The organism is Chitinophagaceae bacterium, from assembly GCA_016713085.1.
Lineage (GTDB): Bacteria > Bacteroidota > Bacteroidia > Chitinophagales > Chitinophagaceae > Lacibacter.
The window spans coordinates 533,500-548,230 of sequence record JADJPV010000002.1; the positions used below are offsets into that span (position 1 = coordinate 533,500).

12 protein-coding genes and 3 pseudogenes are annotated in these 14,731 nt (G+C 38.1%); 9 read left to right on the forward strand and 6 right to left on the reverse strand.

Going from position 1 to position 14,731, the window contains the following annotated elements:
* Positions 1 to 54: 54 nt before the first annotated feature.
* Positions 55 to 3,205, forward strand: a pseudogene (locus IPK31_15025) (glycosyl hydrolase).
* A 272-nt stretch (positions 3,206 to 3,477) separates the two neighbouring features.
* Positions 3,478 to 4,651, forward strand: a pseudogene (locus tag IPK31_15030) (Gfo/Idh/MocA family oxidoreductase).
* Between the two features lie 440 nt (positions 4,652 to 5,091).
* Here IPK31_15030 and IPK31_15035 read toward each other — a convergent pair.
* Positions 5,092 to 5,262 (reverse strand): hypothetical protein, encoded by a 171-nt coding sequence (locus tag IPK31_15035; GenBank protein ID MBK8089141.1) that lies wholly within the window; start codon positions 5,260 to 5,262, stop codon positions 5,092 to 5,094.
* A gap of 410 nt (positions 5,263 to 5,672) precedes the next feature.
* Between IPK31_15035 and IPK31_15040 the strand changes: the two genes are divergently transcribed.
* From IPK31_15040 to IPK31_15060, 5 genes and pseudogenes are all read left to right on the forward strand, one after another.
* Entirely contained in the window at positions 5,673 to 6,386 is a 714-nt protein-coding gene (locus IPK31_15040) for a DUF3500 domain-containing protein (protein MBK8089142.1), read from the forward strand.
* Positions 6,346 to 6,606, forward strand: coding sequence for a DUF3500 domain-containing protein (locus tag IPK31_15045; protein MBK8089143.1), 261 nt, complete (start codon positions 6,346 to 6,348; stop codon positions 6,604 to 6,606). The genes IPK31_15040 and IPK31_15045 overlap by 41 nt, the downstream gene beginning before the upstream one ends.
* Positions 6,600 to 6,749 carry a DUF3500 domain-containing protein gene (locus tag IPK31_15050; protein ID MBK8089144.1) on the forward strand — a complete coding sequence of 50 codons (150 nt, stop codon included), beginning with the start codon at positions 6,600 to 6,602 and terminating at the stop codon, positions 6,747 to 6,749. Before IPK31_15045 ends, IPK31_15050 begins: the two co-directional genes overlap by 7 nt.
* A 26-nt stretch (positions 6,750 to 6,775) precedes the next feature.
* Positions 6,776 to 7,506 (forward strand): annotated as a pseudogene (locus IPK31_15055) (hypothetical protein).
* Positions 7,507 to 7,799: 293 nt separating this feature from the next.
* On the forward strand, positions 7,800 to 8,789 hold the full coding sequence (locus IPK31_15060) for an IS110 family transposase (protein ID MBK8089145.1): 990 nt from the start codon (positions 7,800 to 7,802) through the stop codon (positions 8,787 to 8,789).
* Positions 8,790 to 8,849: 60 nt separating this feature from the next.
* Here the strand turns inward: IPK31_15060 and IPK31_15065 are convergent, their stop codons facing one another.
* The 5 genes from IPK31_15065 to IPK31_15085 form a co-directional block, all read right to left on the reverse strand.
* The gene (locus IPK31_15065) at positions 8,850 to 9,878 is read right to left on the reverse strand and encodes an alpha/beta hydrolase (GenBank protein ID MBK8089146.1); all 1,029 of its coding nucleotides are present in this window, start codon (positions 9,876 to 9,878) and stop codon (positions 8,850 to 8,852) included.
* Between the two features lie 135 nt (positions 9,879 to 10,013).
* On the reverse strand, positions 10,014 to 10,664 hold the full coding sequence (locus IPK31_15070) for a hypothetical protein (GenBank protein MBK8089147.1): 651 nt from the start codon (positions 10,662 to 10,664) through the stop codon (positions 10,014 to 10,016).
* Between the two features lie 54 nt (positions 10,665 to 10,718).
* Entirely contained in the window at positions 10,719 to 11,318 is a 600-nt protein-coding gene (locus IPK31_15075; GenBank protein ID MBK8089148.1) for a transglycosylase domain-containing protein, read from the reverse strand.
* A gap of 93 nt (positions 11,319 to 11,411) precedes the next feature.
* Complete coding sequence (locus IPK31_15080; protein ID MBK8089149.1) at positions 11,412 to 11,915, reverse strand: hypothetical protein; 504 nt, start codon at positions 11,913 to 11,915, stop codon at positions 11,412 to 11,414.
* Positions 11,916 to 12,027: 112 nt separating this feature from the next.
* Positions 12,028 to 12,888 (reverse strand): hypothetical protein, encoded by an 861-nt coding sequence (locus IPK31_15085; GenBank protein MBK8089150.1) that lies wholly within the window; start codon positions 12,886 to 12,888, stop codon positions 12,028 to 12,030.
* Between the two features lie 267 nt (positions 12,889 to 13,155).
* Here IPK31_15085 and IPK31_15090 point away from each other — a divergent pair, with 267 nt between their 5' ends.
* Both IPK31_15090 and IPK31_15095 read left to right on the forward strand, forming a co-directional pair.
* Complete coding sequence (locus IPK31_15090; protein MBK8089151.1) at positions 13,156 to 13,440, forward strand: hypothetical protein; 285 nt, start codon at positions 13,156 to 13,158, stop codon at positions 13,438 to 13,440.
* 42 nt (positions 13,441 to 13,482) lie between these two features.
* Positions 13,483 to 14,457: a hypothetical protein gene (locus IPK31_15095; GenBank protein ID MBK8089152.1), complete on the forward strand. Its 975-nt coding sequence runs from the start codon at positions 13,483 to 13,485 to the stop codon at positions 14,455 to 14,457.
* The last annotated feature ends 274 nt before the right edge of the window (positions 14,458 to 14,731 follow it).

Consider the following 14,731-nt stretch of genomic DNA (forward strand, 5'->3'; position numbering starts at 1 on the left):
AGCTTTTTTCTGCTTACCAAATATGGTTTATATTACGATTCTAAAACCAACTCCATGCACAGGTATTTTTTCTTTGCAATCTTGTTCTCTGTTCAGTTCACAGCATTCGCCCAGGTAAAAACAGATACAGTAAAAACGGATAATAACTCTGCTTTCAAACCACTGAAATGGCGCTCCATCGGACCTTTCCGTGGTGGACGTTCCGTTACAGCAACAGGTGTGGTGGGTGATATCACAACCTACTATATGGGTACAACAGGTGGCGGTCTGTGGAAAACAGATGATATGGGTCTCAGCTGGAATAATATTTCAGATGGTTATTTTAAAACAGGATCAGTAGGTGCAGTAGCAGTTGCAGAAAATGATGTGAATGTGGTTTATGTTGGTATGGGTGAGCATGCAGTACGTGGTGTAATGACGCATCATGGTGATGGTGTGTATAAATCAACTGATGCAGGAAAGAGTTTTAAGAAAATGGGACTGGATGCAACACAGCATATTTCAAGAATAGTCATTCATCCAAAAGATGCCAATACAGTTTTGGTAGCTGCACAGGGAGCATTGTACAGCAAATCAAAAGAACGTGGAATTTATAAATCAACTGATGCTGGTGTAACATGGAAAAATGTGCTGTATGTAAATGAGCAAACAGGTTGTGTGGAGTTAAGTATGGACATGAACAATCCACGCATTCTGTATACTGCTATGTGGGAGCATGGACGCAAACCCTGGCAGGTGATCAGTGGTGGCCCCGGCAGCGGTTTATATAAATCAACTGATGGTGGAGATACCTGGGATAAAATGACTGCAGGACTGCCAGCAGAAATGGGCAAGATGTCCATTGCTGTTTGCCGCTCCAACTCAGAAAAAGTATATGCACTCATTGAAAGCGACAGTGAAAAGGAAACCGGAGGTTTGTTTGTAAGCAATAATGCAGGCAAGAGCTGGTCGCTGGTTACCAATGATCACCGTCTTATACAGCGTGCATGGTATTATATTGAATTGTTTATTGATCCGCTCAACGATCAAACCATTTATGTATTGAGTGCACCGGCACTGCGTTCAAAAGATGGCGGTAAAACATGGGAGAATTTAAGTGGTACACATGGCGACTATCATGATCTATGGATCAATCCACGCAACTCAAAGAATATGATTATTGCCAATGATGGCGGTGCTGCTGTCTCTGTTAATTCAGGTGCAACGTGGAGTACACAAAGTAATATGCCTACTGCACAATTCTATCGTATCAATGTAGATAACCAGTTTCCTTACAGAATTTATGCAGGACAGCAGGATAATACTTCAGTTTCCATTGCACACAGAGAATTAGGTGGTGGCGGTATTAGTCCCGCCAGCTGGACCTATTCTGCAGGAGGTGAAAGTGCTTTCTTAGCGTTTAACCCTGACGATCCCCGTTATGTAATGGGTGGAAGTTACCAGGGCACTATTGAACTGCTCGATACAAAATCAAGTGCTGCCACTAATGTTATGCCTGCACCCATTCAATATCTCGGTCGTGATGCAAAGGATATGAAATACCGTTACAACTGGAATGCGCCTATCATTTACAGCAAACATGAACCGAATGTATTTTATCACGGCTCACAATATTTGCTGAAGACAACTGATATGGGTAAAACATGGAAAGAGGTTTCGCCTGATCTTACCCGTAATGAAAAAGATAAACAGGGAAGGCCAGGCGTTCCTTATACCAATGAAGCTGTAGGTGCAGAAAATTATGGTACCCTCGCTTATGTAATGGAATCTCCATTGGAGAAAGGCGTTATCTGGACAGGCAGCGATGATGGGTTTGTTTACATTACACAGGATAATGGTGCAAGCTGGAAAAATGTAACACCTGCCGGTTTACAGGAATGTTTAATCAATGCCATTGAAGTATCGCCGCATGATAAAGCAACCGCTTATATTGCCACTACACGTTACAAGTTTAATGATCATACTCCCGGTTTGTACAAAAACAACCGATTACGGTAAAACATGGACGAAGATCAATAATGGAATTCCCAGCAATGCATTTACAAGAGTTGTACGTGAAGATGATGTACGGAAAGATTTATTGTTTGCAGGTACAGAACTTGGCTTATTTATTTCATGGGATGGAGGAAAGCAATGGAGCCCGTTTCAATTAAACCTGCCCATTACACCTATCACCGATTTACGGATTCATAAAGGTGATTTAATTGCAGCTACATCGGGTCGCAGTTTCTGGATACTGGATGATCTTGGTTTACTGCGTCAGTATAAAAAAGAACAGGCTGATTTTGTTTTGTACCAACCCGAAAATGCATACATAGTGAATGGATACAGTGAAATGAATCAACCAAACCCCGGAGGTACAAATCGCTTTCGTGGAGTGAATCCATCATCGGGAGTAGTGATCTATTACAATCTTCCTCAAACAAAAGCAGGTGATCAACTTCAATTGGAAATAAAAGATGCGGCAGGAAAACTTGTACGTATCATCAGTTCAAAAGCCGACAGTACTTATATTGGTTATGACGGCGGCCCCGGTCCTGAACCCGTATTGGGTAAACAAAAAGGATTGAACCGGTTTGTATGGGATATGCGTACTGCAACCATGCCCGGTGTTCCGAATGCTTATATTGAAAGCAGTTATTCCGGTCATAAAGTACCACACGGAACGTATACAGTAACAATCAAACTGGGAGAGCAGCAGCAAACAACCAAAGCAGTGATTGTGCCGAACCCATTGTATCAAACAACTGCCGCCACTTATGCAGAATATGATCAGTTAATGACTGCCATGGAAAAAGAAGTAACGGTGATGCATGAACTGGTAAACAGTTTCTATGCAAAACAGCTGCAGCTGGCAGACCTGCTGAAATCATTACCTGCCGGTACAAAGTATGATGCTATCCGCAAGGAAGGCAATGCATTGCTGCAGCAAATGAAAACATGGGATGGAGATATGATTCAGCGTAAATCAAAAGCTTATGATGATGTAGAGAATTTCCCGAATAAGTTTACTGCTAATTATATGTTCCTGGTAAATCAGACAGAGAGTGATATTCCAAGAGTGAATCAACCGAATCTTGATTTGAAAAAGCAACTCGATGCAGAATGGACAACCTTAAAGCAAAGGGCCAATGAACTGGAAACAAAACTTACTTCCTTGAATAAATTATTGATGGAAGCTGGTGTGGGGCCGGTGTGGAAATAGCCGGTAGTGTTGAGTAGTTAGTTGATAGTAATGAAACCCCGACAGAGGTTGTTAACCCTGTCGGCGGTTGATTATAAATGAAGGATGTCACGATGGGGCAGGATTGATTAAATTAAAATTCATTGCGAAAGCTATTGTTGTTGTTGATCCTCATGGCTATTTATTTGCAAATACCAACTCGCCCGGAAAAAGAGGATTAGAATAGTTCGGTTTTCGTTTTAAAATGATAACTTATACAATTCAAATAAATACTCAATAATAAAATTGCCATCATGAGTCCATCCAATTCAAACCGCCGTAAGTTTTTAAAGAATGCATCTCTTTTATCAGGTATCTATTTATTGTCAGGAGTTCCAGATACAGTCAGGTCAGAAACCATCATTCAACCCAAAACAAAACCTGTTGGTGCAAACAGAATAAAGTTTGCGGTGATTAGTATTAATCATCCGCATAGTTATGGAATGACGGATGCCATTAAGCGTGGCGGTGGAGAGCTGGTTGCTTTCTATGCCAAGGAGCCTGATCTTGCTGCTGCCTATGCAAAATCTTATCCCGAAGCGAAACTGGCAAAAAGCGAAACTGAAATTTTAGAAGATCCTGCTGTTCAATTGATATTAAGTTCAGGCATACCCGATGAACGGGCACCTTTAGGTATCCGTGTTATGCAGCATGGCAAAGATTATTTAGTTGATAAACCCGGCATCATTACTTTACAGCAGTTAGCTGCAGTTAAAAAAGTGCAGCAGGAAACAAAACGGATTTATTCCATCATGTACAGTGAGCGTTTAGAAAACAAGGCCAGAAAAAGCAAGCCAGTTAGTGAAAGCCGGAGCAATAGGCCAGGTAATACAAACCGTTAATTTAGCACCACACAGAATTAATAACAGTATTGGTAAAACCGGTTTGGCTGTAAGGCCCGATTGGTTCTGGGATAAAAAAAGATACGGCGGAATTCTAACCGATATTGGATCGCATCAATTTGATCAGTATCTCCATTTCACCAGTACCACCGAAGCCAAAGTATTGGTTTCACAAACAGGGAATATTCATCATCCAGAGGCACCTTTATTTGAAGATTTTGGAGATGTAATGTTAACCGGAAATGGGGGCACAGGTTATATACGAGTTGACTGGTTTACCCCAGATGGTTTAGATACATGGGGTGATGGACGGTTAACCATTTTAGGTACCGATGGTTTTATTGAAGTACGGAAAAATACAAATATTGCTTCAGGAGTGAAGGGCGGAAATCATTTGTATATGGCCAATAAAAAAGAGATGATTCATATCGATTGTAATAATGAAACATTGCCTTTTGGTCCTTTATTCGTTGACGATGTGCTGAACAGAACTGAAACTGCCATGTCGCAAAAGCATTGTTTCCTCGCTACTGAGTTAGCATTAATAGCACAGAAGAAAGCGAAGCCGCTGAATTTAAAAAAGTAATACAGGAGCTTACCGGTAATCATTCATTCAAAAAGGGATTCTCAGAAATTGAGAATCCCTTTTAGTTATACGGCGAGGTCCCTTGCAGGAGTCCCGCATGTGAAAAAACACAGCTTTGCAATAGCTTCCTGATAAACAGGAGACTCCTGACGGAGTCAGCAGGCATTTGTACTATTTTTTCTATAAAGAGGATGCCCCGATGGGGCAGGAGACATGAAATTGAAAATGATTTTGCCTTTTGTAAGCAATCAATAATGGCAGAGATTGAAAGCTCCGGAGGAGCAATCTGTTTATAGGAGTATAATAAAGGGAATACAGCTCTGTAAGAGCTTCCTTTTTCTTCTCAACAAACGCCTCCTGGAAGGGTTGCGTAAAGGAGTAGTCTCCTGATTATACGGCGAGTCCCTTAGAGGAGACCCGCCTGAGAAAAATGCCGCTTATTAATCCTTAGCAGAATATATCAGTGCAATAAGTCCAAAAACTACCAGAAATATCAGCGCAATGCTCCAGCTGAGAAAAACACCAATTGCAATAACAAACCCTAATCCCAATAAAACCAGCAGCAACTTTAAGCCCAATCCTTTTCCTGAACTTTTCTTAAAGCGAAGCATAGATTTTAATTCCGTTTTAAAAAATTGCCACCGCATTTTTCGTTCAAGTCCACGCATTTGCTTTTTGCTGTACTGATGAACCGCTATTGCGGCTATTGGTAAAAGCAGTAATGCTGAGTAATCTGCGGGTGCTTCTTTTGTGTTGCTGTTGGTGTTATTTCAATGCTTGTACTGCTTACCATATTTATTATTTTATGGAATAAATATCTCCCTAATTAATTTCCTGCACTATACCCTGTGGAGGGTATTTGAAAAAATGTAAACTTCTTCTCAGTAATCTCTTCCGGAAGGGACGCTGGGAAAATCAGTATTGCAAACCATTTTCTTTGGTTGTATATTAGAAAATCTTTTTTCCGTTTGAAACGCACCATACAAAAGATATCTGTTCATCTTCACATAAATAACCAACCATGCCAAAATTCACAACAGTTGTGTTGCTGTTTTTCTGTGTAATCTGTCAACTAAATGTTACGGGTCAGTCAACTTACAATGATGAAATCAGGAAAGCATCCTCCGCATTTATTCAATCACTCAATCCATTACAGAAAAGGTCGGCCTTACTTTCTTTTGATGATACAGCAAGAGTACACTGGAACAATCTGCCTGTTGGGTTAAGGGCAAGAGCAGGGATCAGCATTGGTGATATGACAGAGCCTCAACGTAAATTACTGCACCGCATTCTTTCTGTTTCATTAAGCTCACAGGGATACCTGAAAGCAACCGGTATTATGCATCTCGATAACCTGCTCAACGTGTTTGTTGATACAGCTTATTACCGGAAAGATATTAATGATACACTGCGCCAGTTTTTAACTGATTTGAAATGGACACACCGCAATTATTATCTTGCTTTTTTTGGTACACCTGCCGATAAAAACTGGGGATATAAAGTAGAAGGTCATCATCTTTCAGTGAATTACACATTCACTGATAACAAGCTTTCAGTAACTCCCTGGTTTATTGGTACTGATCCTGCAGAAATGTCCATTACACAATATGCAGGATGGCGTGTGTTGGGACAGGAAGAAGATTTGGGTCTTCAACTGATTCATGCTTACGCCTGTGCAGCAGAAAAAAGCAACCATGAACAAGGAAGTGCCGGGCGATATTATTACCGGTGCTGAAACAGGTAAACGCTTAATTGATTACTGGGGTATTAAAGGATCAGAACTAACGAAAGAGCAGAAAGCCGTGCTGCAATACATTATCCGTGAATATGTATTCAATATGGAATATGAAAAAGCCAGTGAGGAATATGCAAAAATTATAAAAGCAGGAATCGACAATATTTATTTTGATGGATCGGGCCTTATGATGAATACAAAGCCCATTATTTTGTGCTGAACGGTCCAACATTTTTAATTGAATTTGATAATGCCGGAGGTCCACGGGGAAAAGCGAATCATATTCATACCATCTGGCGTGAAAAAGGAAATGAGTTTGGTGAAGATGTACTGAAGAAACATTATCAGCAGGAAAAACATTAACAGCAAAATTATAAATCGTTTTACGAATGCAACGCTACAGGAGTTTATACAAATGGATGTTGGTGCCAATGTTATTTATGCAGCTGGGTATTTTCAAAGATTACTGGGGCGATTTTTCTGAGAACGCATGGGCGGTTCATATTCATTACTGGACGGGTACGATCTGGTACATCTATCTTATTCTGCAACCTTATCTGGCTACACATGGCAAACTACCCCAGCATCGTACCAATGGTATTATTGGAATGTTCATTGCAGGGGCAGTTTGTTTAACTGCATTTAGTATGCTGCACAGGGATATCGCAACAACAGAGAAAGCAATAGCAAACCCCCAACAGTTTGGTCCATTTCAACCCTGGTTCTTTTTTGGTGTAGCGGCTGTAGAAATAGTCATGATGACAGCCTTTGGGTATGCGGTTATTAAAAGTATTATTCACAGGAAAAATTTAGAACAGCATGCATGGTGGCTCATCACCACGGTATTTCTGATCATGATGCCGGCTCTTGGCAGGGGAATACAAAATGTCTATGTTGGTATGAATATAAAACAGTGGCCCAATATTGATATTATGATTCCTATTTACCCTACACAGGCACTTATTATTGGTATGCTTGTTATTGCTGCATGGAAATATGGTAAACTGAAACATCCCGCCACTTACCTGGCAGTTGCTGTAAACCTGTTCATCTTTTATTGGAACCGTTGGGAAAATCAGAAGCAGTGCAGCAGTTTTTAAAAGCAATCATCAAAGGGTGATTTTTGTAGGTTCTGATGCTGTTGTTGGCGTCTCTGCCAACTAACTATTTTCTTTCCTGCATGTTGGCGGGGACCTTTAGATTTGCTTCTTTGAAATAAAAGAGAAGAAAAATACAAATAAATTTGAGAAGAAGAGAGGTGCACTAAGAGCGGGGACTGGAAGTCACGTTCCATTTGGCGTAATAGACCTCCCTTCTTTTCTGTTACCTGTACCAATTAGAATTTTAGTCATGAAGGACTATTAAAGGTCTTAGTACAAGGGTAACACTTTTTATTTTTCTAAAATTAAAGTTATGAAAATTACAAACATCATGGGTGTAGATGTATCCAAGCATACCTTGGATTGTCACCTGTTTGTTCAGCAACAGAGCCTGTCATCTGTAAGTAATGACAGTAAAGGGTTTAAGTCAATTAGCCGATGGCTGCACAAAGAACTGAAGAATACGGAAGGCTTACTGGTAGTAATGGAATACACAGGTATTTACACCTATGGTATTGAACGCTATTTAGAACAGCAGCAGATAAAGTTTGTAAAACGACCTGCATTGGATATAAAACGTTCTTTAGGAATGGTGAGGGGCAAAAGTGATAAAGTTGATGCCCGATTTATCAGTAAGTATGGCTGGATGAGGAGAGAAGAATTGCAACCAATGACTCCATTAAGTGATGCTCAGCTTGAGTTACAGCAGATCATGAATCACCGTGACAAACTCGTAACAGACAAGGCATCGTATCAATGTAAGCTACATGAGCTTGTGTCACAAATGGGGGAAAAAGTAAATGAAAAAATGGTTGCCTCTATGAAGTATGTAATAGAAGTTTTGACACAAGAGGTTAAAGAAGCAGAAACTGCTATTAAAGAGGCGATGTGTTTGGATCAATCATTACAAACCAACTATGAGTTAGCCAGCAGCGTAACAGGTATTGGTTTTGCTACAGCAGTTCACCTGCTGATAGCAACAGAAAATTTTACACGGTTCAGTGATGTAAGGAAACTCATTTGCTATTGTGGTGTTGCACCTTTTGAACATAGTTCAGGAATAAGTATCAGAGGTAAAACAAGAGTTAGTCACCTGGCAAATAAAAAATTAAAATCATTATTAACCATGGCTGCGCTAAGTGCTATACAGCACGACCCGGAACTAAAAGCAAAGTATGACCAAAAGGTCAAAGAGGGAAAGCCTAAAATGAGTGTACTCAATATCATCAGGGCCAAACTGATTGAAAGAGTCTACGCTGTTATTAAAAAACAAAAAGTGTATGAAGTAAAATTAGCTGCATAATATTATTTGGTAATATCTTAGAATACGCCAACATGAGCAGAGTTTTATGCAGCTGAGTTTTTACTGTGCAAGAAATTCCCTGATTGTTTTCAAGTACAGTTCCGGCTGTTCAACAGATATTGCATGTCCTGCATTTGGAATAACAGCCAGTTTATGATTGGAGAAAAGCTCCAGGTATTCATTGGTAAATCCCCATTGCTGGTTATCATACTGCGCTTTCATCACTAAAACAGGAATAGCTGAATGCTGCAGTTTGGGTCTTGGATCATTTACAGTGAGTAAATTTTTAAAGGTCATGATGGCCGCATAAAAACCACCTCCTGGTGAAGGCGGTGCAATCTTAGACGTATCACGAACTGTTGATTTATTCAGTTCATATTCCAGCAGGGTTTCAAATTCATCTGCTTCCACATCGCCTGCAATCTTCCATCCAAAATGAGTTGCGAAATAAGCCATTGCTTTTGTGCGGATATTATTTGCTTTTTTATTTCCCTGTGCATTGGTAAAAACAGGTGCCTGTAAATGCAGACTGTCGGGCGCTTTTACTGACAGTACTTCTTTATGAAAAGGATAGATGGGGCCGGGGCAGGTGAAAATGATTCTGTCGATCATGCATTGATTTTCTGCAGCAAACAATACCGCTAAAATTGCACCCCACGAATGACCAACTAAAATCACTTTCTCTGCGCCAATTTTATGGATGATCTCTTCCAGATCTTTTCGATGCCTGTCAGGTGTGTACTCAGCAATATTTTTCAGTCTTGCCGACTGACCGCTTCCCACCTGGTCGTACAGGTACACATCATAACCATCATCAGAAAGTTTTGATCGTAACTGAATAGCATCATCTGTAACAGCACCACCGGGGCCACCATTTAAAAAAATAAGCGGATAGGGTTTCCGTTCGCCTTTGCCTTTGAAGTATGTATAACCAATTCGTGAACCTGTTGACAAATTCCAGAACGCTGTACCTGCTCTTGCCTGCAGTTTAGGTGTATCATATGTTCGTGGAAGAAATACAAACAACAGGAAGATGACGGACACAATGAGTAATAAGTAAGCAGCTGTTTTACGTACTGTTCGGTTCATGGACATTAAAACGTTTATCGGGCTGCGGTAGTATGCGTGTTGTACAGGGATCTGTTTTGTAATTATAAAAGTTGCTCAAACATTTAATCAAGTAACGCATTGGAATCAGGTCGGGAGACCTGCTCCAGTTGGGGTTTAAACATTTGAAACTTTAGTTAAAACTCTTTCTGTGTTAAGTTTAAGCTGATAGCCAAATGACCTCCAATTTTTATAAACTCTTGTTGATGCCTTGCTAATATTTATGTTATGAATTTTCCCTAGCTTTTCCTGAATTAAGTATAAACTTTGATTTATTTTTTGTGTTATAACAAACTGACTATGAGACGGAATTTTGTATGTATCAATAAAACCTCTATTTAAAGTGGTAGAACAATTTTCTAAATTTTGTGGCCAAAAAATCTCTTGGTTTTTATTCTGAGGAAGTAATGTCTTATTATTATACTGTTCTGCCCAAGAATAAAACTCTTTTTGTAGATCAAGAAATAATTGTTCATTAATTATTGAAAAATCTAAATCGCTTTTAGGAGTAAATGGGTTGCCATAATTGGGGGGAGGGCTTATAGAAAACCCAGTTTTACCACTTCCAATAAGTTTAATATCTGTTGGGTTTATACTTAAACTGTCAGCTAAATATTGAGCTATTTGTTCAAACAACAATGGTTTTAGCTTAAAGGCAAAAGGAACATTATTAATTAACGAATGGCGTAAAAATGAATCTCGTTCATTGTCATAAATGCTATTATAGTTGTTTAAAAAATCTTGTGGGGTAGAAAAAATATCCTTCAAGTTGAAAGCTGTATCTGACAACATTATATAATCTCTAATATTCGCCATATATTTTTAGTATTTTTCTGGTTCGATGTTTTTGTAAAGTGTTAATAAATGGTTCTTACGAACAAGAATTTGTTCTGTTCTCTTTGGCGAAATAATTCTTGGTTCAGGGTACTTTATTCTTGCAACAATTTCAGCAGCATTTTCTACGGACAAATCTTCGGAAGCAGGTATTTTAAGCTTCTTTAATGCAGCTTTTAATCCAATCATATTTGTGCCATAATAAGCGATCTGTAGATATGCTGAAGGAATTGATTTTCTAGGAATAATATATCTCAATGTAGTTGCTAATAAGATTTCTTTAATTTTCCTTTTAAAAGTTCTTTCAAAATTGTTTGTTAATACTCTTACTAATTGTTGCTCAATTGTGCTCGCTCCTTCTTTTTTTTTATAAAGTAGCCTGTTTTTTATAGCTCTAATAATAGCAATAATATCAAATCCCATGTGATAGCGGAATCTATGATCTTCACCTGAAATCAAAATGTTTTTCAATAGGTCATTTTTGTCAGAAATGGAAGGTGTTGAGATGAGTTCAAGTAATTTGTTTTTGAGCAAACAATATTCTTGTGGGTAAAAAAGCTTTGCAGATATGGGTAAAGGGTTTAACATTCTGTTTTTATTTCTATTTAATTAGAAATTTATTATAGCTATAAAGTAATTTTCATCTGCAGATTATTTACTGTCAAAAAATAACTTTTATAGTTATTGAAATTCCATGAATATTATTTTAAACAAAACCAATAACGATCTAATAAGTGTTAATAAAATTATTGCAACCCCGAATACAATTAAAAGAATATAAAAGAAGTCAGTATGTTGGAATATTGGCATCCATAAAATGTAAATTGCAATAAGTCCAAAGACTAACTCAATGATTGCGTCTCTAAAAACAGTAACTATATTTTTGTAATTAGCACTTGTTAAAAGTAATTCTGTGCTGTTTTGAGCATCCTCAAGGTTTCTTATTTTAATATTTGATTTGACAGTTACAATAATAGTTAGTGACGCAAGGATGAATCCAGCTAATGCAACAATTGATGAAGTAATATTTGAAATAAAACTGTCGATTTTTGTTTTGTCTTCAAGTGCTGGAATTTCAAGTCTAAACTTAAATAACATTAAAATCATACCTGATATGAGTAATGTATCCACAATAAAAGGGTGATTGAAATAAAAATCTAATAGTTTAATCTTTATCTTTTTCATAATATTCTATTTCGACTCCAGGAGTCGTTCATTTTTGCGAACATATCTACAGATACAATTGTTCTAGATTTTTCTCTCCTTTCTACATTAACTTCATCTTTTGCTTTATCAATTAGGAGGTCAAATGCATTAAGTCTGTCATTGTAATCTGAATCTTCTGCCAGAACTTCAAGTTTTTCATAGCCCTCAATAATTTGTTTGTTCTTTTGAAGACTTGCAATAAATTTCGAAACGATGTTCTTAGATTTAACAGCAGAGTTCGATGTTGGTCTAAATCTTGCGTTGTCAATGTTGTATTTAATGTCCATTGTAATGTAGTCATCTGTAAATGCTTGTTGAGCAGCTTCAAATGCTGAAAAATTCCTGCGTCAACATCTTGAAGCACTCTTAAATTGTCTTTATGAAGTTTGATAGTTATTTTGGAAACTTCACCTATTCTTTGTTTTGTCTTTTTTAATGAATCTCTAACAATAGCTGCATGTTTAATTTCGGTTGTTATTCCAAAATTCCCGCCAAGTATTGCCAAATAATATTCTAATTCTGATATTTTAGCACCGAATTGATTAAATTCCAAGGCCAACTTAAGTTTGTTGCTAGTGCTTTCATTCTTTTGTTGTATTACAAAGTGTGTCGTTTCGACAATACCCTCTTCGTCTTTGGCATTAATATCTCTTGTCAGATCAGTTTCTGTGTTTAAAAGCTCTGGGGAAAAATCTTTTCTAACACTTAACAACTTCCCTTGGATAACCATTTTATTTGGTTGTGGAGTAATAGTTAAGTCATTTATAAATAAGATTTTCTCTCCGACTTGTTGATATCTTCTTGGATCTTTATCTGCAACTATTCTTTTAATTTGACTTAGTAAGGCTTGGAAATTTGTCAAATATTTCTTCTTATCAAGTGTGAAATCAGGGTTGAACTTAACAAGTAAGTCATAAAAATGGATGGTTCGTTTAATTTTTTGTAGTGCCATAGATTAGTGTTTTTGGGTTTCACAAAATAATTTATTAATTAAAGAGTAACAATTAATTCAGTTGTTTTTTTGCACTTTCCTTATTTTAAGTCAACTTTCATCAACGCAACGTCCTTTGCTCCTCACAAGCCAACGCTAAAGAGACAGTTGCTGAGAAAGGTCCTCAGCAGTTGTATTCAATCTGCTTCAGCCTATAAATCCTATAAATGATACCTGCCCCACTTTGGCGGGTGGGTAAACAATTTCTTAGCTTTGAAAAAAGCATCCATGCAATTCGAAACATTTCTGCAAAGTATTTCTTCAGCAACAGCACCTGCAAACAGCAGTGTATATCTCCGTGCTATGTGGCATGATGCAAAAAATGAATGGGGGAAAGCACATGCATTGGTTGACAGCTTACAAGATGCAACTGCCTGCTGGGTGCATGCTTATTTACACCGCAAAGAAGGTGATCTTGGTAATGCTGATTACTGGTACAGCAGGGCAGGGAAAACAAGACCTTCTGTTTCTTTACAGGAGGAATGGGAAATGATTGTGAGGGCACTGCTTTAAGGTATGCCTGTTTATTTTTCAGTAAATTTGAATTTTTAAATCATGAAAGTCGCTACAATTATTTCAGCTTGCTTTTTGTTTTGCGCAGGAATTTCATGCTCGCCAAGCGGCAATCCAGATACCAGTCAAAACCAAAAAGATACCTTAACAACAGGGTGGAGTATTACAAGCGTTACCAGCAGCCGGCTGATTGATATCTTTTTTCAAAATTCAACGGTTGGTTATATTGGCGGTGAACGTTGCTACAAAACCAATGATGCAGGTAAAACATGGGCGCCATTGCCCGATTCTGTAAGTGCAGACAATATGTTTGTAACGAATGACGGAACCTTGTTTACGATTGTTAATCACAAAAGCAAATGTTTCAGGCTGTCGAATTGGGGTACAACAATTACCGGATCCATCGTAAATATATTTACAGTTTACAGCGGGGATCTTTTTTTTACCGATTCAAATAATGGGTTTATTGTATCAAAGACGGGAATCAATAAAACAACTGATGCGGGAAACAGCTGGGCTTTATTAACCGGAGTAAATGGTCTTACTTTTTCTGATTCGTATGCTACCTGTTATTTTACAGATACAAATACCGGATGGGTGATCAGCGGACAAAAAATATTCAGATCAAATGCTGATCTTCAGAATTGGGCTGAGAGCAATGTGAGCGGAATGAGCAACAGCTTTCTTGCTTCTATTTTTGCCGTATCAAAAGATATTGTTTATGCAGGTGGCGGAGATGGGGCTGTTTTTAAATCAACCGATGGAGGACGTAATTTTTCAAAGATTGCAAGTTTATACTACAGTGCAACAGATAAGTATTTGGATATTCATTTTGTTGACAGTAATACGGGGTATGCCTGTTATCAAAGCCGTATTTATAAAACAACTGATGGGGGAGCAACATGGGTGAAGGTGGTTGGATTGGTACAGAGTCAAATTATAGAGGTTCATTTTACTGATGCTAATCATGGATGGGCCTGTACGGTAGATGGTAAGGTGCTGAAATTTGAGCAATAGAATTTTGTTTAAAAATTATTGCATGCAAAGCAGTTTACTTGGTATTTTTGCTGTTGGTGGGCGACAAAAAGGGTAGGCGGATATTAAAAAACTGGTATGCAAATCAAAAGAACGGGGTATAAACATGATGTGCTGAATGTGCTGTTTTATTTTCTCTTAGCAACAGTTATGGGTTTCTTTACATGTGGCAGGGTGTCTGAAGGATACATAGAAATGTTTGCAATTGCGATCTATTCATTTCAGGCAAGCCTGATGAGTCTGGCGATAATTATTA